This window comes from Micromonospora tulbaghiae, assembly GCF_900091605.1.
GTDB lineage: Bacteria > Actinomycetota > Actinomycetes > Mycobacteriales > Micromonosporaceae > Micromonospora > Micromonospora tulbaghiae.
The window spans coordinates 78,074-99,865 of the sequence record NZ_FMCQ01000008.1 but is presented as its reverse complement, the minus strand read 5'-3'; the positions used below and the strand labels follow the sequence as shown (position 1 = coordinate 99,865).

Sequence of the window (21,792 nt, the reverse complement as noted above, 5' to 3'; positions counted from 1 at the left end):
GCGTCCACCCCTTCGCCAGACAACGGATCGAAACGACTGCCGGTTCAGCCTGCCCGGGATCGGGTGGCCCGGTCCAGCGCGCGGTCCAGGACGACGAGCAGGGCGTCCCGTACCGAGAGGCGGTCCCGGGCGTCGAACTGCACCAGCGGCACGTGCTCACCGATCGCCAGCGCCCAGCGGATCGACGGCAGGTCCAGGGCCAGCCGGCCGTCGAAGGCGTTGACGCCCACCGCGAACGGCAGCCCGGACCGCTCGAAGAAGTCGATCGCCGGGTAGCAGTCGTCGAGCCGGGCGCTGTCCACCACCACCAGCGCGCCGAGCGCACCCCGGGCCAGGTCGTCCCACATGAACCCGAAGCGCGCCTGTCCGGGCGTACCGAAGAGGTAGAGCTTCAGGCTGCGGTCGATGGTCACGCAGCCGAAGTCCATGGCGACGGTGGTGGTGGTCTTGCCGGCGACCCCGCCCGGGTCGTCGATGCCGATGCCGGCGGTGGTCATCTCCGCCTCGGTGGTCAGCGGAGCGATCTCGGAGATCGCACCGACAGTGGTGGTCTTGCCGACCCCGAACCCGCCGGCGATGAGGATCTTGACCGGGATCGGCGGCCGGGGCGCCGGCACCCGGCTGACGATCGGGGCCGGCTCGGACGGCGGCACACCCGGCGGCAGGTACGGCAGCGGCGGCGTGGGCGGGGGCGGCGTGGCCCGGCCGATCAGCGGCGCCGGGCCGCCGTAGCGGCTCGGGGCGCTGTTGGCGGACGGCCCGCCCGTGGCGGCCGCCGGCCATTCAGGAGATCGCACGAAGTCCATCAATCACTCGCAGGATGATGTCGGGATCGAGGGCGTCGTCGACGTCCGCGACGTGCACGTCGAGATGGCCGGCGGCCCGGAGGTCGCCGACCAGCACCCGGGTCACCCCGAAGTGCATCCGGGTCCGGGCGGAGATCTCGGCCACCGAGACGGGCTCGGCGCAGATCGCGACGATCGCCGCCAGCTCCGGGGCCAACCGGGCGGTCACCGCCCACGATGTGCTGCCCGGATTAGCGGTGACCTGGGTCTCCAGGCCGATCGCCGGGTCGCCGTCCACCCGTCCGGAGGTCAGCACGAAGGGGCGTGGGCCGGTCGGCTCCCCGTCGCCCGCGTCCGGCTCCGGAACCGGAGCGGACGCGTGCAGGAAGGGGCGGATCCGGACGCCGGGTTCCGGCTCCGGGTCCGCGCCGGCGGCCCCTGGGATCATTGCTGTACGGCGTTCTTCAGCTCGGCGATCAGGCGCGGACTCAGGGCGCCGCCGGCGCGGCCGGCGAACAGCGTCATCTCGTACGCCACGGTGCCCAGGTTGGCCGTGCGGTCGGCGACGACGCCGAGCACCGAGCCGCTGCTGATCGCGCTGATCAGCAGGTAACCCTCGGCCATGTCGACGATCACCCGGTTGAGCGCGCCGAGCGCGTACCAGCTCGCCGCGCCCCCGGCGAGGCTGGTCATGCCGGAGACCACGGCCGCGAGTCGTTCCGCGTTGGACCGGTCCTTGATCGCGGACATGGCCATCAGCAGCCCGTCCGAGGAGACCGCGATCGCCTCCATCACCCCGGCGGTGCTGGAGGTGAAGGAGTCGAGCAGCCAGTTGAAGGTGCGTGCCTCGGGACTGAGGTCGCCGGTGGTGCTCTGTTCGACGTTCTCGTGGAGGAAGGGGCTGGTCACCGTGATGGGTCCTCTTCGTAGCGGCGGTCGGTACTGACTTCGCGCAGAGCACGGGCGACGCCCGCCTCGAACTCGCTGATCCGGTTGCGGACCTCGACGGGGTCGCCGGGGTCGGAGCTGGTGGGCACGGACTGCGCCGGGGAGACGGACAGGTTCGCGCCGGGCACCCGGCGGCTGAGCCGGGGCCGTTCCGCAGCCGGAGGCGCGTGGTCGACGTCGTCCTCGGCCCGCCGTACCCCGTCCTGGAACGCCTCGACCAGGGCCCGGACGCTCGACGGGTCCGCCGGTACGCCGATCAGCGGCCCGCCGGTGGCCGGACCGGCCGGTCCGGCCACCGGCGGGGCGGCCGGCAGGTTGGCGCCGGGCACCCGCTGCCGGATCGGCGACCGGGTACCGGGCCGGCCGGCGGGCGGCCCGACCGGGTTCGGTCCGGTCGGCGCCGGCACGGCCGTGGGTGGCGCGGCCGGAGCCGTCGGGCGGGCGGTACCGGGCGGCGGCACGAGCCCCGGACCGTGCTGTGGCGCGATCGCCGGGCGGTGCTGTGGCGCGAGCCCGGGACCGTGCTGTGGCGCGAGCCCGGGACCGTGCTGCGGGGCGAGCCCGGGACCGGCGGGCGGCGGCGCCGGGCGGGTGGCCGGCGGCGTCAGGGTCGGGCCGGCCGCCGGACCGGCGGCCGGGGGAGCGGCCTGGGCCGGGCCGACGACCGGTGTCGGCGGGGAGACGTGCCCGGGACGCGCCGCCGGTCCGGACGGCCGGAGGGCCGGCGGTACGGCCGACGGCGGCCAGACCGGCGGCGGACCGCCGGTGGCCGGACCGGCGTCCTCGTCCGCCTCCGCGGTGTCGGCCTGGCTGCCGAAGGCGTTCCACGGGTCGCCGCTGGACATGCTGCGTGTGGCCCGGGTCAGCAACTCGGCGTCGAAGCCGGCCGGCGCCTCGACGGCCGGTGGCTCCGGCTCGCGGGCGCCGGGCACCGCGGCCCGGCCGGCGCTGACGCCGACCGGCTCGGGACGGCGGATCACGAGCGAGGCGCCCGGGATCTCCAGGGCGGCGGTGACGCCGCCGCCGGGGGTGTGGCTCAGCCGGACGCTCCAGCCGTGCCGCCGGGCCAGCCGGCCGACCACGAACAGGCCGAGCACCTCGGTCGGGGCGAGGTCGAGGCGTTCCCGCCGGGTGAACCGGGCGTTCTCCTCGACCATCCGGTCCTCGGTCAGGCCGATGCCGTGGTCGACCACGACCAGTCGTGCCCCGCCGTCGGTCAGCTCACCGGTCACCACCACACGGGTGTGCGGCGGCGAGAACGAGGTGGCGTTCTCCATCAGCTCGGCGAGCGTCAGCACGAGGTCGCCGGCGATGGCGGGGGACGCCGCCACACCGGGCGGGACCTCCACGTCGACGCGGGTGTAGTCCTCGATCTCGCCGAGCGCGAGCCGGACCACGTCGGCCAGCGGGACCGGCGCCACGTGGCCGTCCGAGCCGGTGGCGCCGGAGAGCACCACCAGGCTGCCCGCGTTGCGGCGCAACCGGCTGGAGATGTGGTCCAGCCGGTAGAGGTGCTCCAGGCGGCCCGCGTCGGTCTCCTGCCGTTCCAGCCGGTCGATGAGCGCGATCTGGCGGCCGACGAGGTTCTGCGTACGCCGGCCGACGTGGCCGAACATCTGCGCCACGTTGCGCCGCCCGGCGACCTGCCGTTCGACCAGCCGGGCGGCGGTGTGCTGCACCCGGTCGAACGCGCGGGCCAGGTCGCCGATCTCGTCCCGGGCGCTGATCTCCACCGGGTCGAGGCGTACCGGGGGGACGGTCTCGGACTCGTCGTCGGCGACCCGGGTCAGCTCGGCCTCGGTGACCCGGGCGACCCGCTCGGCGGAGCGGGTGAGCCGGCTCAGCGGCCGGGCCACCGTACGCGCCACAGTCATGCTCAGCAGCACCACGACGAGCAGGATCGCCGCCGCCGTCAGGCTGACCAGCCAGGCTGCCGTCAGGGCCTCCCGTTCCCGGGCGCGGGTCTCCGCGATGACGTCCGCGACGACCTTCTTCTCCACGAACTGGCCCAGCGTGATCATCGACCGGGCCGACGGGAACAGCACGTCCAGCGGCACCGGCGCGATCGCCTTGTCCGGATCCCGGAGGCTGTCCACCAGGAACGTCGGGCTGGTCCGGGCGGCCACCGCCGCGTCGTCCAGCTCGGCCACCTTCAGCTGCTCGGGCGTGATCAGCTTGCGGAACCGCCGGTTGTCGACGTTGAGCCCCGCCATGCAGGCCACGAAGGACCGGGCCACCTGCGGGTCGCCTGTCGCCTTCACCAGCACGATCTGCGTGGTGCACGAGCTCAGTGCCTCGTCGACGCGCAGCAGCGAGTCCAGGGCGAGCACCTGTCGTCCGGCCGCGGTGTCGGTGTCCACCCGGAAGGGCAGCCGCAGCGCGTCGATCAAGGCGGTGTCGACCTCGCCGAAAACGGTCAGGATCTGCTGCGGCGTGGCCCGGCCGCCGAGCGTGGCGTTGCGGACGTCCTCCAGCCGGCGTACCCCGTCGAGGCTCTCGCGGACGGCCGCGGGCAGCGGCTCGGCGCGCAGGTCGGCGACCCGGTCGTCGACGGTGGCCGATTTCTGGATCAGCTCGGTACGGCTCACCCGCCCGAGCAGCAGCCCGACCGAGAGCAGGCGTTCCTGCTGGAGGTCCTGGACCAGGCTGCCGACCCGGCTGGCGACGCGGACGGTCTCGGCGGTGTCGGCGGCCTGCCGGGCGGCGGTCACCCGGTCGATGACGACCGGTACGGCGAGCCCGACCATGCTGAGCAGCGGAATGATCACCAGCAGGGCGAGCTTGCCCCGGATGCGTAACCTACCGAGCAGCATCGAACGGCCTCCACCGGTCGGCGTCGCCACCGTGCCCCACCGCGACCGGCTGGCGGTCGGCCCCGGGCGCGGTGAGCGGTGGTTCCGGGTGGACAGTGGGCGGCGACGCGGCCTCGGCCGGTTCCCGGCGCGCCGGGGTGGCCCGGGACCGGTCCCGGCGCAGCGCTGCGACGTGCAGCGCGACGATCCCGGCGATCAGCGCCAACGCCGCACCGGCGGCGATCCGCCCCAGCAGCCGGTCCCGCTCTAGGGCGTCGAGCCGTTCCCGCAGCAGCGCGTCGAGCTGGTCGAGGATGACCGTGCGGAGCTGCTTGGCGGCGTTCTGCGCGCTGATCCCGGCGCGGGTGAGCTGGTCGGTGCCCGGCGCGGCCCGGCCGGCGCCGGGGGCCGAGTAGACGGCGAACGTCTCCAGTGAGCGCTGGTACGTGTCCAGCGGGGTGAGCACGTTGGCGCCCAGGTCGGTGCTCTCCGAGCTGTCGACCGCCGACCGCAGGTCGGCGACCAGGTCGGTGGCGGGACCGAGCGCGGACACGCGCAGCTCGGCCAGCTCCGCGCCCACCCGCGCGCGCTCGGCGGCGGGGCGCTTGGCGGACAGCCGGGCCAGGTCGACGAGGCGGCCGGCCAGCACCGTCGCGGTGGGCAGGTCCCCGCCGATGCCGTCCTGGAGGAAGAACGAGTCGGAGCGGGGGTCGCGGATCAGTCCGGAACTCTCCCGAACCTTGCGGTAGAGGGCCAGGAGCAGGTCGGACGCCTCGCCGTAGGCCCGGTACGCGGCCTCGGGGTCACCGATCCCGCGGTCCGGCAGCGACTCCAGCTTGGCCCGCAGACCGGCCCAGCGTTCGTGCGTGCGCAGCTCGTCGCCGACGGCGTTGTCCACCTCCGCGACGCGCTCGATGGCGGCGGCGAGCGAGGCCCGGGAGACGGCCCCTTCGGCGACGGCGATGGCCTGAGCCTCCACCAGCGCGTCGGTGATCGGCCCGAGGGCGCGCAGGTAGCGGACGCCGAGCCGTTCCCGGCTCGCCAGGTCGTGGTCGTCGGCGAAGTCGCGTTCGGCCTGGACGAAGATCAGCCCGAGCGGGGCCAGCAACGCCAGCACCAGCACCAGGGCGAGCGTACGGCCCGGTACGGCGGGCCGCCGACGGACCCGCGACGCGGGGACTGTCATGGTGTGTCTCCTCCGGCGACGGCGGGGCGATCGGTGCCCCGGGAGGTCGCCGTACGCAGTCCCGTGCACCGGACCGGAAAAGTAGCCGAACCGGACGCGGGTGGGACCTCGGCGGATGAGTCGGCTTCACGTCAGTTTACTTTGGGTGACCCTGTGTCAGGGCGAATGGTACGTAGCGTGTGATCGTGTTGCCGAGAAGTGACATCGACGATGGTTTGCGCCCGTAGATGTGAATTCACATGATCCGAATACGTCCCGCTGGGACGCTCTGGACCTTTGGCGGATGACGGACGCTACGCGACGATCGGCGCAACCGGACAGACGTACGGCGGATCTCAGCGAATGCTCAGCCGTCGGCCCGTACCGTGTGGCGCATGAGATCAACCGCCGCGCGGCTCCGGCGCGCCCTGGCCGGCCGTCCGCGCCGCACCGTCGCCGCAGTGGCGGTGGTCGTCCTCGTGGCCGCGGCGCTGGTCTGGGTGGCCCGGCCGCAGGGCGCGGACTTCCGGACCGAGCCGGCGTTGGTGACGGTGCGCTCCGGGCCCTCCGGCGACGAGCCGGTCGACCTGGACACCACGCTCTACCTGCCCGAGGACGCCTCCTCGTCCAACCGGGTGCCGGCGGTGCTGCTGGCGCACGGCTTCGGCGGGACCAAGGACTCGGTCCGCTCCGACGCCGAGGACCTGGTCGCCCGCGGGTACGCGGTGCTCACCTGGACCGCCCGCGGGTTCGGGCGCAGCGGCGGTCAGATCCACCTGGACAACCCCGACTACGAGGTGCGGGACGCGCAGCGGCTGCTCGACCGGCTCGCGCAGCGGCCGGACATCCGCCTCGACGCGGCCGGCGACCCCCGGGTCGGTGTGGTCGGCGGCTCGTACGGCGGCGGCCTGGCCCTGCTGCTGGCCGCGCAGGACCAGCGGATCGACGCGATCGTCCCGATGATCACCTGGAACGACCTGTCCCGGGCCTTCCTGCCGGAGAACAGCGGCCGGCAGCCCACCGACGGCGTGTTCAAGAAGGGCTGGGCGGGCATCTTCTTCGGCGGCGGCGGGAACGCCGGATCCGGCCCGGCCGGGCTCTCCGGGGCCACCGCCGCCGCACCCGAGGGCGCACCGGAGTCCGCCGGCCCGCCGAGCCCGCAGCCGGGCGCCGGGCCGGGCACCGGTTCCGGTCGCGCGCCGGCCGGCGCCGCCGACCCGTCCTGCGGGCGCTTCGCGGCCGACGTCTGCGCCGCGTACCTGCGCATCGCCACCACCGGCCGGGCGGACGCGGCGGCGGTCGAGCTGCTGCGCCGGTCGTCGCCGGCCGGCGTGCTGGACCGGATCAAGTCGCCGACGCTGCTGGTGCAGGGCGAGGCGGACACGCTCTTCCCGCTGGCCGAGGCGGACGCCAACGCCCGCGGTATCGCGGCGGCCGGCACGCCGGTACGGGTCGCCTGGTTCACCGGCGGCCACGACGGCGGCTCCGGACCCACCTCCGACTCCGACCGGGTGAAGTTCCTGACCGCGCAGTGGCTCGACCACTACGTCAAGGGCGACGGGGCGGCGCCCGGCGACACGTTCACGTTCTCCCGGATCGCCGGGTTCGACGCGCTCGACCGGGGCCTGGTCGCGACCGGCTTCCGTACCGCCGACTATCCGGGCCTGACCGGCGAGGGCCGCCGCGAGGTGACGCTCGCCGGCCCGCCCCAGCCGGTCGCCGTACCGCCGAACGGCAACCCGGCGGCCATCTCCTCGGTGCCGTTCGCGGGCGCGCTCGGCTCGCTGCTGGACGGCGTCGCCGGTGACATCCCCGGCCAGCACGCCCGCTTCGAGTCGGCGCCGCTGGACGAGCCGGTAGACGTGGTGGGAGCGCCCACCGTGCGGATCAGGGCCGCCTCACCGACCGGCGAGGCGGTGCTGTTCGTGAAGCTCTACGACGTCGACCCGCAGGGCGCGGCCACGCTGCCCTCCGGCCTGGTCGCGCCGGTGCGCCTGACCGGCCTGCCGGCCACCGTCGACGCGGCCACGCCGGTCACCGTGACGCTGCCGGGGATCGTCCGGCGGGTCGAGGCCGGGCACCGGCTGCGGCTCGTGGTGGCGACGTCGGACCAGGCGTACGCCTCGCCTGCCGAACCGGCCGTGCACACGGTGGCGCTCGCGGACGGGCCGCTGACGCTGCCCACCGTCGACGCCACGCCGATCCCCACCACCGCCACGATCTGGCGCTGGGCGCTGGCCGGCCTGCTCGCCGCGATCGTGGCCGGGCTCGTCGTGGTCGTGCTGCTCACCCGTCGCCGGCACCGCCGCCAGGACGACTCCGTGCACCCGGAGTACGCGGGCGTCCCGCTCGCCGTGCGCAACCTGCGCAAGGAGTACGCGGACGGTTTCGTCGCGGTCTCCGACGTGGACTTCGAGGTGCACCCCGGCCAGGTGGTCGGCCTGCTCGGGCCCAACGGCGCGGGCAAGACCACCACGTTGCGGGTGCTGATGGGGCTGACCCAGCCCACCGCCGGGGAGATCTACGTCTTCGGTCACCGGCTGGTGCCCGGCTCGCCGGTGCTGTCCCGGATCGGCGCGCTGGTCGAGGGTCCGGGCTTCCTGCCGCACCTGTCCGGCCTGGACAACCTCAAGGCGTACTGGCGGGCGACCGGCCGGCCGTGGGAGGACGCGCACTTCGACGAGGCGCTGGAGATCGCCGGCCTGGGCGACTCGGTGCACCGGCGGACGAAGAAGTACAGCCACGGCATGCGGCAGCGGCTGGCCATCGCCCAGGCCATGCTCGGCCTGCCCGAGCTGCTGGTGCTGGACGAGCCGACGGACGGGCTGGACCCGCCGCAGATCGCCGAGATGCGCCGCGTGCTCCAGCGCTACGCCACCGACGGCCGGGCGGTGCTGGTCTCCAGCCATCTGCTGGCCGAGGTGGAGCAGACCTGCACGCACGCGGTGGTGGTGAACAAGGGCCGGATCGTGGCGTCCGGCCCGGTGGAGGAGATCGTGGGCGAGTCGCCGAGCGTGCTGTTCGAGGTGAGCGACCCGGACGCGGCGCGTGCGGTGCTCGACCGGCTCGGCGGCGTACGGGTGCTGCCCGACGTCGACGGCGGGCTGGTGGTCGACACCAACGGCACCGCCCGAAGCGAGGTGGTGGCCGAACTGGTCCGCGCCGGCATCGGGGTGGACCGGGTGGTGCCCCGGCGCCGCCTGGAGGACGCGTTCCTCGCCCTGGTCGGCGAGAACTCTCGGGGAAGCGGGGACCGGTGATGGCGGGTTCGTCTGTGGCATCGTCGCCTGGCGGCGGCACGTCCGGTACGGCTGGGCCCGGCGCGGGCGGGGCGGCGGCCGGTTACCGGCCCTCGGCCACGCTCCCGTTCGCCGCGGAGTTCCGGCGGCAGGCGTCGCGCCGGCGTACCCAGCTCGCACTGGGGTTCATGGTGCTGCTGCCGCTGATCATCCTGGTGGCGTTCCAGTTCGACGCCGGGGACGACGACGGCGGCGGGCGGGGCGAGTTCTCCAGCCTGGCCGACCTGGCCACCTCGGGCGGCCTCAACTTCACCCTGTTCTCGATCCTGGTGTCCGCGTCGTTCCTGCTCGTCGTGGTGGTGGCGCTGTTCTGCGGCGACACGGTGGCCAGCGAGGCGAGCTGGGGCAGCCTGCGCTACCTGCTCGCCGTGCCGGTGCCCCGGGCCCGGCTGCTCGCGGTGAAGCTGATCGTCGCGCTCGCGTACTCCGGGCTGGCCCTGCTGTTGCTGGCCGGCACCGCGCTGCTCGCCGGCACGCTCCGGTACGGCTGGAAGCCGCTGAGCAGTCAGGTCTCGGCCGAGCTGGCCCCGGCCGACGGGTTGCTGCGGCTGCTCGGCGTGCTCGGCTATCTCGCGGTCGTGCTGCTGGTGGTGGCCGGACTGGCGTTCCTGCTGTCGGTGACCACCGATGCCGCGCTCGGAGCGGTCGGCGGGGCGGTGCTGCTCTGGATCCTGTCCAGCATCCTGGACCAGATCACCGCGCTGGGCGGGCTGCGGAACCTGCTGCCGACCCACTACAGCAGCGCCTGGCTGGGGTTGCTGTCGACACCGATGCAGACCGACGACGTGGTCAAGGGCGCGTTCTCGGCGGTCGTCTACGCCACGCTGTTCTGGGGTCTGGCCTTCTGGCGCTTCACCCGCAAGGACGTCACGAGCTGAGGTGACCGGACGGGGTCGCCACGGAGTGATCCGGCCCATATCATGGGAGCGTTCCCACAAGATTGTCCCGCCTGCAAAGAAATCGATTAACATCAATCAATAGTCCCGCCATCCTGGACGGCGTCCGGCACCCGTACCAGGAGGTTTCCCATGATCCCAGCGCAGCTGAAAGCCCCCGTGCTGTCCCTGTTCCGCATCGTCACCGGCGTGCTCTTCCTCTGCCACGGCGCCGCCTCGATCTTCGGCGTCTTCGGCGGCAATCCGGCCACCGGCGGGGCGGTGCCGTTCGCCACCTGGCCCGGCTGGTGGGCGGCGCTGATCCAGCTCGTGTGCGGCGCGCTGGTGCTCCTCGGTCTGTTCACCCGGCCGGCCGCCCTGCTCGCCTCCGGCTCGATGGCGTACGCGTACTTCGTGGTGCACCAGCCGGACCACCTGATGCCGATGCAGAACGGCGGCGAGCTGGCCGCGCTCTTCTGCTGGTCGTTCCTGCTGGTCGCGGTGCTCGGCCCGGGAAACTGGGCGCTCGACGCGCTGCTGGCCCGCCGCCGGTCCACCGCGACCGAGCCCGCCGCCGCGCCGGCCACGGTCCCGGTCTGAGCGTTCGCCGCCGAATCAGATCCCGGTCGGGGCGCTCCCGTGCCGGGCTCTGGTTCTACAGCGGATTGACCGGCGGAGTCGTGGGCGGCGGCGTGTCGGCCGGCGTGGGCGCGTCGGCCGGGCCGGGCTTGCGGCGCTCCCACGCGCTGACGCCCAGCCGGCCGGTGTTGCCGAGGTCGATCGGCCCGTCCAAGGCGACCGGGTACGGCCGCCGGCCGGCCACCGGCGCGACGTCGAGTTCCCTGCCGTCGGTCGCCACCACGGTCGGGTCGGTGACCAGGTTCCGCCAGATCAGCGCCGCGCCGGCCCGCTCGCCGGGGGCCAGCACGATCCGGGTGGGCGGGTGGTCGAAGCCGGAGGTGATCGGCTTGACGCCCGGGATGATCCGCACCTTGATCGGGTCGCCGTCGGCGTCCCGGAGCGTGACCGCCGGATAGCCGCGCAGCTCGTACGGCTGGTCGCCGCAGTTGACCAGTTCCAGGCCCATCGCCCGCAGGCCCATCGCGGCGCTCACCCCGCTCTCGGTGATCGCGATGCCCTCCGGGGAGCAGGTGGCGGTGGGCGTGTGGTCGGCCGTGGGAGCACCCGGCCGCGGCGGAACCGTGGTCAGCGGGTCGATGCCCGTGGGCGGCGGGTCGGGCAGCCTCCCGTCCGCGGGCCCCTGCGTCGGGGCGCAGGCGGCCATCAGCGTCACGCCGGTGAGGGCGCCGATCAGGCGCGCCGGTCTCCGCATCCGGCGATCATGCCACTCCGCCGCGCTCGGCGAGGACCGCATCGAGCAGGCCCGGGTAGAGGCGGTCCAGTTCCTCGCGGCGCAACCGCACGTAGCGGGTGGTGCCGGCGACCCGGGTGCGGGTCAGGCCGGCCTCGCGCAGCACCTTGAGGTGGTGGCTGCGGGTGGCCTTGGAGACGCCGAACTCGAACGAGCCGCAGGCGTGTTCCCCGCCCGGCGCGAGCGCCCGCACGATCTGGAGCCGGACGTCGTCGGCCAGCGCCGCCAGCACGGCCGTGACCGGCACCTCGCGCAGCTCGGGTTCGTGCAGCTCCATGTGACTACGATAACCCATGTTCGACAACCGTCGAACAAGCTCCTAGAGTCGTGCCGTTGGTTCGACGGTATTCGAACTTAGGAGCTGCGATGCGTTCCCGTCACGCCACCCTCCCGATCTTCGCCGCGGTCAGCTGGGGCGTCATGTTCCCGGTGCTCGCCAGCGCGCTCACCCGCGTGGACGCGCTCAACCTGACCACCGCCCGCTACGTGCTCGCCACCGCCGTGCTGCTCGCCCTGCTGCTGGCCCGCGAGGGGGTCACCGCCCTGGCCACCCAGCGGCGCGGCGTCGAGGTGGTGCTCCTCGGCGCGCTCGGCTTCGCCGGGTTCAACACGCTGATGAATCTCGCCCTCGGCCACGCCGCGCCGCAGCAGATCGCGCTGTTCGCGGCCACCGTGCCGCTGGTCACCCAGTTCGTCCGCTGGGCGCGCGACGGCGTCCGCCCGCGCCCGGCGCTGCTCGGCATCTCGCTCGTCGCCCTGGTCGGCGTCGGTCTGGTGATCACTCGCGGCCGGCTCGACGGACTGGGCCAGTTCGGCTGGGGCGGGCTGCTCATGATCGGCGCCGTGCTCGGCTGGGCGTTCTACACCCACGGCGCGAGCCGGTTCCCGGAGTGGTCCGCGCTGCGCTACACCACGCTGACCGCCGTCGCGGGCATGCTCGCCATGATCGCCGCCAGCGCCGTCGCCGACCTCACCGGGCTCCAGCACGCGCCGGCCGCCGCCGACCTCGTCGCGATCGCTCCCCAGCTCGCGTACGCGGTGCTTGTCGCCGCCGTCCTCGCGGTCCTGGCCTGGAACACCGGCGTGCGGCGGCTCGGCCCGGCCGACGCCGCGCTGTTCATGAACCTGGTGCCGGTGGCCACGTTCGCGGTGCAGATCCTGCGCGGTTACCGGCCGGTCGCGGTGGAGCTGGTGGGCGCCGGACTGACCATCGCCGCCCTGGTGGCCGCGAACCTCGTCACCCGTACCCGCTCGGCAGCGCGGGCCACGGCGGCGCCGGAGCCGCTCGCGGTGGTGGACCGGCCCGCGGTGGTGGACCCGGTCGCGGTGGTCGGGCGCTGAGCCGGCCCACAGCGTGGGATCCCGAGGTGGCGCGGCCGTGAGCAGCGCTTAGACTCGGCGGCACAACTGAATACCTCATCCAGAGGGGCTGAGGGATACGGCCCGACGACGCCCCGGCAACCACCCGCACGCTCGACGACGAGCGACGGCGGGCAGGTGCCAATTCCGTCCCCGCCGCACCCGGCGATGCGGGGAAAGATGAGAGGAAATCCTCGACATGACGTCGACGCTTCCCGTCGCCACCGGTATCGACACCACCTTCAGCCCGGCCCGCGCCCTGGTCTGCCGTGCCTGTTCGGCGCGGTACCCGCTCGCCGCGCAGCACGCCTGTTACGAGTGTTTCGGGCCGCTGGAGGTCGACTACGACACCGCCGCACTGGCCGCCGTCACCCGCGAGCAGATCGAGGCCGGTCCGGCCAACATCTGGCGGTACGCGGCGCTGCTGCCGGCCGGTCAGGACCCGGCCACCCGGGTCACGCTCGACCCGGGGCTGACGCCGCTCGTCGCCGCCCCGCACCTCGCGGCCGAGCTGGGGCTCACCGCGCCGCTCTGGGTCAAGGACGACAGCGCGAACCCCACCCACTCGTTCAAGGACCGGGTCGTCTCGGTGGCGCTCACCGCGGCCGGGGCGCTCGGCTTCACCCGCTACGCCTGCGCCTCCACCGGCAACCTCGCCAACTCCGTCGCCGCGCACGCGGCCCGGGCCGGCGTGCCGTCGATCGTCTTCATCCCCGGCGACCTGGAGCAGGGCAAGGTCGTCACCACAGCGGTCTACGGCGGCGACCTGGTCGCCATCGACGGCTCGTACGACGACGTGAACCGGCTCTGCGGCGAGCTGGTGGAGACCGACGAGTTCGAGGACACCGCGTTCGTCAACGTGAACGTGCGGCCCTACTACGCGGAGGGCTCCAAGACGCTCGGCTACGAGGTGGCCGAGCAGCTCGGCTGGCGGATCCCGGCCCAGGTGGTCATCCCGATGGCCAGCGGCGAGCTGCTCACCAAGATCGACAAGGCGTTCGCCGAGCTGGTCGAGATCGGGCTGGTCGAGGCGCCGGCCGGCGGCTGGAAGGTGTTCGGCGCCCAGTCGGCCGGCTGCAACCCGATCGCCACCGCGCTGCACGGCGACACCGACACGATCGTGCCGGTCAAGCCGGCCGGCATCGCCAAGTCGCTGAACATCGGCGACCCGGCCGCCGGGCTGTACGCGCTGGAGGCGGTGCGCCGTACCGGTGGCTGGATGGACTACGCCGACGACGACGAGATCCGTGCGGGTATCCGGCTGCTCGCCCGTACCACCGGGGTGTTCGCCGAGACGGCGGGCGGCGTGACGGTCGCGGTGCTGCGCAAGCTGGTGGAGTCGGGCCGCCTCGACCCGGCTGCCGAGACGGTGGTGTTCAACACCGGCGAGGGACTGAAGACCCTCGACGCGGTGGCCGCCCAGGTCGGCCCCACCCACCGCATCAAGCCGAGCCTCCGCGCCGCCCGCGACGCCGGCCTCCTGGCCTGACCGCCCCGCCGCCTGTGCGGCGTTTCGGGACACGAATTCCTAGATCACCGCAGCGGGCGGGCGGGTGGCCGGGTGGGGGAGGTGGGCTCGCCCGGGTGGGGGATCGGGTGAGACCGGTGGGTAACCGGTGATGTGCGGTGAGTGCCAGAAAACCGCCCTCAAGGACTTGACGGCAGGAACCGGACGGCGCAAGATGCTTCGTGCGGGAGGGCATCCGCCGGAGACTTTTCAAGTTCTTGCGACCCAACGCCGGAGGCGTTGTGCGGACGTCCCTCCCGACCAACGTCCGAAGGGGCCGGCGGAAAACCGCTGGCCCCTTCGCTGTGTCCGGCGCACCCTCGGTGACATGACGCCGACCGTGACGCCGCTGGATCCCACCGACCGGCAGACGCTCGACGCGGTCCACCGGATCGCCTGTGCCGCGCAGACCGCCGACGAGCCCGACCTGCCCCCGCCCTGCCGGTGGCGGTTCGAGGCGCCGCTGCGGCACCCGATGCCCGGCATCGACACGCGCTGGCTGGTGGCCCGCCTCGACGGGACGCCGGTCGGCTGGCTCCGCCTCTACCTGCACACGATCGACAACACCGAGAACGCCAGCGTCGAACTGACAGTGGATCCGGCGTACCGGCGGCGTGGCATCGGGCGCGCGCTGCACGACCACGGCGTCCGGTTGCTGCGGGAGCACGGCGGCAAACGCCTTGTCGGCGCGACGGTCGCCGCGCTGCCCGGCGAGGAGGACCGGGTGTTCCCCGGCGCCGCGTTCGCCGCCGCCACGGGCGCCAAGCCGGCGCTGGCCGACGTCCGCCGCCGCCTCGACGTGGCCGGACTCGACCGCGACCGGCTGTCCGCGCTGCTGGCCGGGGCCCGCGCCGCGGCGACCGGTTACCGGCCGGTGCGGTGGCGCGACCACACCCCCGAGGAGTACGTCGCGGACGTCGCCCACCTCCAGGGCCGGCTGCTGCTCGACGCGCCCATGGGTGAGCTGGACTGGGAGCCGGAGCAGGTGGACGCGGCGCGGGTGCGGGACGCGGAGCGGGCGCTGGACGCCCGGGGCGTACGCCGCTACAACACCGGGGTGGTGCACGAGGCGTCCGGCCGGCTGGTCGGCTGGACCCAGCTCGGCCTGGACGCGGGCAGCACCGGCCACGCCTGGCAGGAGATCACCATCGTCGACCCCGGCCACCGCGGCCACCGGCTCGGCCTGCTCTGCAAGGCCGGGAACCTGGAGTACGCGCTGGCGCACGAACCGGCGTTGCGGGCCGTCGACACCTGGAACGCGGTAGCGAACCGCCACATGATCGCGATCAACGACCAGCTCGGCTTCCGCCCCGCCGCCGGTTCCGTCGACTGGCAGTTGACGATCTGAGTTGTGACACGCCCCTACTGATCTGGTGCCTTTCTGTTGCATGATGGCGGGCATGACGGAGACCCCGCACCCCCTGTACGACAGGCACCGCGAGACCCTCGACCGGGCGCTGACCGCCATCGCGGAGCGCGGGTACTGGTCGGCCTACCCCGAGTCGCCCAGCCCCCGGGTGTACGGCGAGACCGCCGCCGCCGACGGGAAGGCCGCCTTCGAGGCGTACCTGGGCGGGGACTTCCCGCTCGACCAGGCCGGTGACGGCACCACCGTGGCCACCGAGGTCAGCCCGTTCGGGGTGGCGCTGGACGTGCGCTACCCGCACGCGAGCGCCGACCAGCTGGTGTCCGCCGCGAGCGCCGCGCTGCCCGCCTGGCGCGACGCCGGCCCGCAGGCCCGGGCGGGTGTCTGCCTGGAGATCCTGGACCGGCTGCACCGCAACGTGTTCGAGCTGGCCAACGCGGTGCAGTTCACCAGCGGCCAGGCGTTCGTGATGGCGTTCCAGGCCGGTGGCGCGCACGCGCTGGACCGGGCCCTGGAGTCGGTCGCCTACGCGTACGCGGAGATGACCCGCCACCCGGGGACCGCCGGCTGGGAGAAGGCCGCCGGCAAGGGCGACCCGCTGCGCATGACCAAGACGTTCCACGTGGTGCCGCGCGGGGTCGCGCTGGTCATCGGCTGCAACACGTTCCCGACCTGGAACTCGTACCCCGGCCTGTTCGCCTCGCTGGCCACCGGCAACCCGGTGGTGGTGAAGCCGCACCCGCGCGCGGTCCTGCCGCTGGCGATCACCGTCAGGTACGCCCGCCAGGTGCTCGCCGAGGCCGGGTTCAACCCGAACCTGGTGCAGCTCGCCCCCGAGACGGACGGCGAGAAGCTCGCCACCACGCTGGCCCTGCACCCGGCCGTGAAGATCGTCGACTTCACCGGCTCCACCGAGTACGGCGACTGGCTGGAGGCGAACGCCCGGCAGGCCGCCGTCTACACCGAGAAGGCCGGCCTGAACACGGTGGTGATCGACTCCACCGACGACTTCGCCGGGCTCTGCCGCAACCTGGGCTTCACGCTGACGCTGTACAGCGGCCAGATGTGCACCACCTCGCAGAACCTGCTGATCCCGCGCGACGGCATCTCCACCGACCAGGGGCACAAGAGCTTCGACGAGGTGGCGGCCGGGATCGCCGGCGCGGTCGCCAAGCTGACCGCCGACCCGGCCCGGGGCGTCGAGCTGACCGGCGCGATCGTCAACGACGGGGTGCTGGAGCGGCTGGACGAGGTCACCAAGGTCGGCGAGCCGGTGCTGGAGTCGCGCACCGTCGAGCACCCGTCCTTCCCCGGCGCGGTGGTGCGTACGCCGACGGTGGTGAAGCTGGACGCGTCCGACACCGCGACCTACTCGCGGGAGTGGTTCGGGCCGATCTCGTTCGCCATCGCCACCGACTCCACCGAGCACAGCCTGCGCATCCTGCGCGAGACGGTGGGGGAGAAGGGCGCGCTGACCGCGGGCGTCTACTCCACCGACGAGGCGGTGCTGGACGCGGCCGAGGCGGCGGCGATCGACGCCGGGGTGCACCTGTCCTGCAACCTGACCGGCGGGGTGTTCGTCAACCAGTCGGCGGCGTTCTCCGACTTCCACGGCTCGGGCGCGAACGCGGCGGCCAACTCGGCGCTGACCGACGGCGCGTACGTCGCCAACCGGTTCCGCATCGTGCAGAGCCGCCGGCACGTCTGAGTCACCGGTTCCGGGTGCGCCTGTCGTCGCGGTGACGACCGGCGCACCCGGATGCGGCTTCAGGCCGGGCGGCGCATCTGGAGTTCGTACAGGCCGGCGATCCGGGGGTGCCGCACCCGTACCCCGGTGTCCACGAAGCCCAGCTTCTGATAGGCCCGGTAGGCGCGGTCGTTGCCGGCCACCACCTCCATCATCAGGTCGGGCCGTCCGCAGGCGCGCGACCAGGCCGCCACCTCGTCGACGAGCGCCGCCAGCAGGCCGCTGCCCCGCCGGGCCGGCGTCACGTAGACCGCGTAGACGAGCGTCAGGCCCGGCTCGTCCGGCGCGGCGGTGCCGCCGGCGTGGCCGACCAGGCGGCCGCCCGGGTCGGCCACGAACTGCGCGGTGTGGTCGCCCCGGGAGACGGCCGCGACCCGGGCCGCGAACTCCGCGTGCGGTCGGGCGGCGGCCTCGGCCACCGTCTCCAGGAAGGCCAGCGGGGAGTCGGCCAGCATCTCCAGCCGGAGCGCCCGCATCCGGGCGGCGTCGGTCGGCCGGACCCGGCGGACGGTGGTCGTGGTGGTCGCGCTGGTCATGCCGCATGCATACCGGACGGCCCGCAGCGGGTGTGCGACAGGCCCGGGTACGCCCCGGAATATGCCCGATTTGTGGTCGTGCGCCGTCGTCACGCCTCGTGTAGCGTGCGATTTCGGTCACTGAATTCAGCATCACCGATCGCTGAATCGGTGGGCCACCGGTGCCGGTCCGCCGGTTTCCGGGTGTTGGAACGCCGCGCAGAGTGAGGAAGTGCACCGTGGCACAGGGCACCGTGAAGTGGTTCAACGCCGAAAAGGGCTACGGCTTCATCGCCGTCGACGGCGGGCAGGACGTCTTCGTCCACTTCTCCGCGATCGAGATGGACGGCTACAAGGCGCTCGACGACGGCCAGCGGGTCGAGTTCGAGATCGCGCAGGGGCAGAAGGGTCCGCAGGCCGAGCGGGTCCGCGTCATCGCCTGACCCGCGGCGGGCGGTGCTCCCGCGACCGGCCCCCCGGACCGGGGGCTGCGGTGCGGCCGACCACCATGGAAGATCATGAGCCGTTCCAGCCGTAGTCGCTGAGGAGGGCCCATGTCCGATCTGCCCCCGTCGGGTTCCACCGAGCCGGCGGCGTCCGGCCCTCCGGACGACCCGACCGCGCCCCCGCCTCCTGCTGCCGAGCGGGCACCGGGACCGTCGGGGACCACCGGAGGGGCCACGCCCGCCTCCGGCGCGTCCGGCGCCGACCCGTGGGCCGGTCATACCGGCCCCGTGCCGATCGTCCCTGACCAACCGGTGTACGACAGCCCGCAGCCCGGCGCCCCGAACCCGGCCGGTCAACCCGCCTGGGGCGCCCCGCCCGGCTGGAACGCGCCGGGCACCCCGCCGCAGGGCTGGACCGCGCCGGCGGGTACGCCGCCGCCGGGCTGGGGCGGCCCCGCGTACCCGAGCTATCCGATGCCCGGCGCGGCGTACCCGATGCCCGGCGCGGCGTACCCGGTCCCGGCCGGTCCCGGGGCGTACGCCGGCTGGTATCCCGGCATCGACCCGCAGGATCCGCTCGTCAACCCGCCGCACGGGGGCATCGGTCCCTGGTTCGCCCGCTGCAGCGCCGCGCTGCGGCGCGGCTGGCGGCAACTGCTACCGATCGTGCTCCTCACCCAGGTGCTCCCGGCGGCGGTGATCGGCGTCCTCACACTCGTCTTCAGCCCCGAGGGTGAACTGGCGACCGCCCCGGACAGCGCGCCGGGGCTGCCGGCCGGCTTCTGGGGGCAGCTGTTCGCCTTCTACGGCGTGCTCCTGGCCGCCGGGCTGGCCTTCGGCCTGCTCCAGGCGGCGGGCTGGGCCGCCGGCACCTGGGTGGTCGCCCGCCAGGCCGCCGGTGAGCCGACCGGACTCGGCGCCGCCTTCCGGTACGGGATGCGCCGTGCCCTCGGCCTGTGGGGCTGGACGCTCCTGGTCTCGCTGCTGGTCGTGGTCGGCAGTTGCTTCTGTCTGCTGCCCGGCCTCTACGCCGCGTTCGCGCTGGCCCTGTTCGGTCCGGTCTACCTGTTCGAGCGGCGGGAGCCGATCGGGCGGGCCTGGCGGATGTTCCACAGCCGGTTCGGCATGGTGCTGGGCCGGGTCGCCCTGGTGATGGCGGTCCTCCTCGCGGCGACGGTGCTGGACGCGGTCGTGGGCGGGATCAGCGGGGCGCTGTTCGGCGTCGAGCCGATGACGGCCGTCGGCACCGCGATCGGCGCCGTGGCGTTCGCCGTGTTCGGCGCCCTGCTGGCTGCCCCGGCGTACCTGGCGCAGCAGGTCGGACTGGTCGTCACGTACGCCGAGCAGCGGGCTCAGGAAGGCCCGGTGAACGCGGCCCGGCTCGCGGCGGAACTCGGCTGAGCGGGGCTGTCGTGCTTGCACTCGGCTAGGGAGAGTGCTAAACAAGTCATTGGCACTCGCGTACGGTGAGTGCCAGAAGGTCGGGGCGGTAGGGCCACGGCCGCGCCGGTGTCCGAAGGGGCGCCGGAGCGGTACGAGGCCGGTCGTCGCGGGCTGTCCGGCCCGACCGAGGAGACGTCGTCGTCGCCAGGTGGCGACGTCCCCAAGGTGCGTACACCAGACGGCCCATCCGGGCATCCGGGTGGCCCGTGAGTGTCCAGGAGGACAACGCCGTATGGCCAAGATGATCGCGTTCGACGAAGAGGCGCGCCGCGGCCTCGAGCGGGGCATGAACCAGCTCGCCGACGCCGTGAAGGTGACCCTCGGCCCCAAGGGCCGCAACGTCGTGCTCGAGAAGAAGTGGGGTGCCCCCACCATCACCAACGATGGTGTGAGCATCGCCAAGGAGATCGAGCTCGAGGACCCGTACGAGAAGATCGGCGCCGAGCTGGTCAAGGAGGTCGCGAAGAAGACCGACGACGTCGCCGGTGACGGCACGACGACGGCGACCGTCCTGGCCCAGGCCCTGGTTCGTGAGGGTCTGCGCAACGTGGCCGCCGGCGCCAACCCGATGGCCCTGAAGCGGGGCATCGAGGCGGCCGTGGCCAGCGTCTCGGAGGAGCTGCTCAAGCTCGCCAAGGACGTGGAGACCAAGGAGCAGATCGCCTCCACCGCCTCCATCTCCGCCGCCGACCCCAGCGTCGGCGAGATCATCGCCGAGGCGATGGACAAGGTGGGCAAGGAAGGTGTCATCACCGTCGAGGAGAGCAACACCTTCGGCCTGGAGCTCGAGCTCACCGAGGGCATGCGCTTCGACAAGGGCTACATCTCCGCCTACTTCATGACCGACCCGGAGCGTATGGAGGCCGTCTTCGACGACCCGTACATCCTGATCGTCAACAGCAAGATCTCGTCGGTGAAGGACCTGCTCCCGATCCTGGAGAAGGTCATGCAGTCGGGCAAGCCGCTGCTGATCATCGCCGAGGACCTGGAGGGCGAGGCCCTCGCCACCCTGGTGGTCAACAAGGTCCGTGGCACCTTCAAGTCGGTCGCCGTCAAGGCGCCGGGCTTCGGTGACCGCCGCAAGGCCATGCTGACCGACATCGCCATCCTCACCGGTGGCCAGGTCATCAGCGAGGAGGTCGGCCTCAAGCTGGACGCGACCGGCCTCGAGATGCTGGGCCGCGCCCGCAAGGTCGTGGTGACCAAGGACGAGACCACCATCGTCGACGGTGCCGGCGACGCCGAGCAGATCCAGGGCCGGGTGAACCAGATCCGGGCCGAGATCGACAAGAGCGACTCCGACTACGACCGGGAGAAGCTGCAGGAGCGTCTGGCCAAGCTGGCCGGCGGTGTTGCGGTGATCAAGGTCGGCGCGGCCACCGAGGTCGAGCTGAAGGAGCGCAAGCACCGCATCGAGGACGCCGTCCGCAACGCGAAGGCCGCCGTCGAGGAGGGCATCGTCCCGGGTGGTGGCGTCGCGCTGGTGCAGGCCGGCAAGACCGCCTTCGACAAGCTGGACCTGGCCGGTGACGAGGCGACCGGCGCGCAGATCGTCAAGATCGCGCTGGACGCCCCGCTGCGGCAGATCGCCGTCAACGCCGGCATGGAGGGTGGCGTCGTCGTCGAGCGGGTCCGCAACCTCGACCCGGGTCACGGCCTCAACGCCGCGACCGGCGAGTACGTGGACCTGCTGGCCGCGGGCATCATCGACCCGGCCAAGGTGACCCGTTCCGCGCTGCAGAACGCCGCCTCGATCGCCGCGCTGTTCCTCACCACCGAGGCCGTCGTGGCGGACAAGCCGGAGAAGACCCCGGCTGCCCCGGCCGGTCCGGGTGGCGGGGAGATGGACTTCTGAGTCCAGCTTCACCCAGTACGCCGAAGGGGGCGGGCCGCGTCAGCGGTCCGCCCCCTTTCCGCGTGCCCGGCTCAGGTGGGCAGTGGGCGCTGGTTGCGCCGCTTGTGCGCCCTGTCGTACGGCGGTGGCGGCCGCCTCGGCTCGTCCACCGGCTGCCGTGGCTCCTCCACCGGTGGCCCGGCGGCGCCGGTCAGCTCGGCGAGTTGCTCGGCGTCGCCGACGTCGAGCCGGTCGAACGGGAGCTGGCCGGGAAGCTCGTCGGCCGGGCGTCGGGCCGCCGCCGGATCCTCGGCCCGTTCGTCATTCGTGGTCATGCAC

At 73.5% G+C, this 21,792-nt stretch carries 19 protein-coding genes and 1 riboswitch; of the genes, 10 read left to right on the top strand and 9 right to left on the bottom strand.

Annotation, left to right across the window (positions count from 1 at the left end; genetic code table 11):
* Positions 1-44 precede the first annotated feature (44 nt).
* Genes GA0070562_RS22260 through GA0070562_RS22240 form a run of 5 tightly spaced genes read right to left on the bottom strand, consistent with a single transcriptional unit; the run spans position 45 to position 5,711 of the window.
* Positions 45-806 (bottom strand): GTP-binding protein, encoded by a 762-nt coding sequence (locus GA0070562_RS22260; RefSeq protein WP_175438829.1) that lies wholly within the window; start codon positions 804-806, stop codon positions 45-47.
* Complete coding sequence (locus GA0070562_RS22255; RefSeq protein ID WP_091425515.1) at positions 784-1,233, bottom strand: DUF742 domain-containing protein; 450 nt, start codon at positions 1,231-1,233, stop codon at positions 784-786. Before GA0070562_RS22255 ends, GA0070562_RS22260 begins: the two co-directional genes overlap by 23 nt.
* Positions 1,230-1,694 carry a roadblock/LC7 domain-containing protein gene (locus GA0070562_RS22250; protein WP_013288866.1) on the bottom strand — a complete coding sequence of 155 codons (465 nt, stop codon included), beginning with the start codon at positions 1,692-1,694 and terminating at the stop codon, positions 1,230-1,232. The genes GA0070562_RS22255 and GA0070562_RS22250 overlap by 4 nt, the downstream gene beginning before the upstream one ends.
* Positions 1,691-4,546: a nitrate- and nitrite sensing domain-containing protein gene (locus GA0070562_RS22245; RefSeq protein ID WP_091425513.1), complete on the bottom strand. Its 2,856-nt coding sequence runs from the start codon at positions 4,544-4,546 to the stop codon at positions 1,691-1,693. Before GA0070562_RS22245 ends, GA0070562_RS22250 begins: the two co-directional genes overlap by 4 nt.
* Positions 4,533-5,711, bottom strand: a complete 1,179-nt coding sequence (locus GA0070562_RS22240) for a hypothetical protein (protein WP_091425511.1) — start codon at positions 5,709-5,711, stop codon at positions 4,533-4,535. Before GA0070562_RS22240 ends, GA0070562_RS22245 begins: the two co-directional genes overlap by 14 nt.
* Positions 5,712-6,085: 374 nt before the next feature.
* Between GA0070562_RS22240 and GA0070562_RS22235 the strand changes: the two genes are divergently transcribed.
* The 3 genes from GA0070562_RS22235 (at position 6,086) to GA0070562_RS22225 (ending at position 10,464) form a co-directional block, all read left to right on the top strand.
* A complete protein-coding gene (locus tag GA0070562_RS22235; RefSeq protein WP_091426016.1) occupies positions 6,086-8,950 on the top strand; it encodes an alpha/beta fold hydrolase in 2,865 nt (954 codons plus the stop codon).
* Positions 8,950-9,867, top strand: coding sequence for an ABC transporter permease subunit (locus GA0070562_RS22230; protein ID WP_091425509.1), 918 nt, complete (start codon positions 8,950-8,952; stop codon positions 9,865-9,867). Before GA0070562_RS22235 ends, GA0070562_RS22230 begins: the two co-directional genes overlap by 1 nt.
* A gap of 150 nt (positions 9,868-10,017) precedes the next feature.
* On the top strand, positions 10,018-10,464 hold the full coding sequence (locus GA0070562_RS22225) for a DoxX family protein (RefSeq protein WP_091425507.1): 447 nt from the start codon (positions 10,018-10,020) through the stop codon (positions 10,462-10,464).
* Between the two features lie 55 nt (positions 10,465-10,519).
* Here the strand turns inward: GA0070562_RS22225 and GA0070562_RS22220 are convergent, their stop codons facing one another.
* Complete coding sequence (locus GA0070562_RS22220; RefSeq protein WP_254663856.1) at positions 10,520-11,197, bottom strand: DUF4232 domain-containing protein; 678 nt, start codon at positions 11,195-11,197, stop codon at positions 10,520-10,522.
* A 7-nt stretch (positions 11,198-11,204) separates the two neighbouring features.
* Positions 11,205-11,513 carry an ArsR/SmtB family transcription factor gene (locus GA0070562_RS22215; protein WP_091425503.1) on the bottom strand — a complete coding sequence of 103 codons (309 nt, stop codon included), beginning with the start codon at positions 11,511-11,513 and terminating at the stop codon, positions 11,205-11,207.
* An 89-nt stretch (positions 11,514-11,602) separates the two neighbouring features.
* On the opposite strand from GA0070562_RS22215, the gene GA0070562_RS22210 reads away from it, so the two are divergent.
* The 4 genes from GA0070562_RS22210 to paaN all read left to right on the top strand — a co-directional run bounded on the left by GA0070562_RS22210 (position 11,603) and on the right by paaN (position 17,176).
* Positions 11,603-12,577, top strand: a complete 975-nt coding sequence (locus GA0070562_RS22210; protein ID WP_091425501.1) for a DMT family transporter — start codon at positions 11,603-11,605, stop codon at positions 12,575-12,577.
* 72 nt (positions 12,578-12,649) lie between these two features.
* A riboswitch (SAM riboswitch) is annotated at positions 12,650-12,782 on the top strand.
* 12 nt (positions 12,783-12,794) lie between these two features.
* Entirely contained in the window at positions 12,795-14,084 is a 1,290-nt protein-coding gene (gene thrC / locus GA0070562_RS22205; protein WP_091425498.1) for a threonine synthase, read from the top strand.
* Positions 14,085-14,430: 346 nt separating this feature from the next.
* Positions 14,431-15,450 (top strand): GNAT family N-acetyltransferase, encoded by a 1,020-nt coding sequence (locus GA0070562_RS22200; protein WP_091425496.1) that lies wholly within the window; start codon positions 14,431-14,433, stop codon positions 15,448-15,450.
* A 52-nt stretch (positions 15,451-15,502) separates the two neighbouring features.
* Positions 15,503-17,176 (top strand): phenylacetic acid degradation protein PaaN, encoded by a 1,674-nt coding sequence (gene paaN / locus GA0070562_RS22195; RefSeq protein WP_175438828.1) that lies wholly within the window; start codon positions 15,503-15,505, stop codon positions 17,174-17,176.
* Between the two features lie 59 nt (positions 17,177-17,235).
* On the opposite strand, the gene GA0070562_RS22190 is transcribed toward paaN, so the two are convergent.
* Entirely contained in the window at positions 17,236-17,751 is a 516-nt protein-coding gene (locus GA0070562_RS22190) for a GNAT family N-acetyltransferase (protein ID WP_091425493.1), read from the bottom strand.
* A 218-nt stretch (positions 17,752-17,969) separates the two neighbouring features.
* Between GA0070562_RS22190 and GA0070562_RS22185 the strand changes: the two genes are divergently transcribed.
* From GA0070562_RS22185 to groL, 3 genes are all read left to right on the top strand, one after another.
* Positions 17,970-18,173, top strand: a complete 204-nt coding sequence (locus GA0070562_RS22185) for a cold-shock protein (RefSeq protein WP_013288855.1) — start codon at positions 17,970-17,972, stop codon at positions 18,171-18,173.
* Positions 18,174-18,464: 291 nt separating this feature from the next.
* Positions 18,465-19,577 carry a hypothetical protein gene (locus tag GA0070562_RS22180; RefSeq protein WP_254663855.1) on the top strand — a complete coding sequence of 371 codons (1,113 nt, stop codon included), beginning with the start codon at positions 18,465-18,467 and terminating at the stop codon, positions 19,575-19,577.
* A 274-nt stretch (positions 19,578-19,851) separates the two neighbouring features.
* Positions 19,852-21,474 (top strand): chaperonin GroEL, encoded by a 1,623-nt coding sequence (gene groL, locus GA0070562_RS22175; protein WP_013288853.1) that lies wholly within the window; start codon positions 19,852-19,854, stop codon positions 21,472-21,474.
* 71 nt (positions 21,475-21,545) lie between these two features.
* On the opposite strand, the gene GA0070562_RS22170 is transcribed toward groL, so the two are convergent.
* Positions 21,546-21,788 (bottom strand): hypothetical protein, encoded by a 243-nt coding sequence (locus GA0070562_RS22170; protein WP_091425489.1) that lies wholly within the window; start codon positions 21,786-21,788, stop codon positions 21,546-21,548.
* Positions 21,789-21,792: the final 4 nt, after the last annotated feature.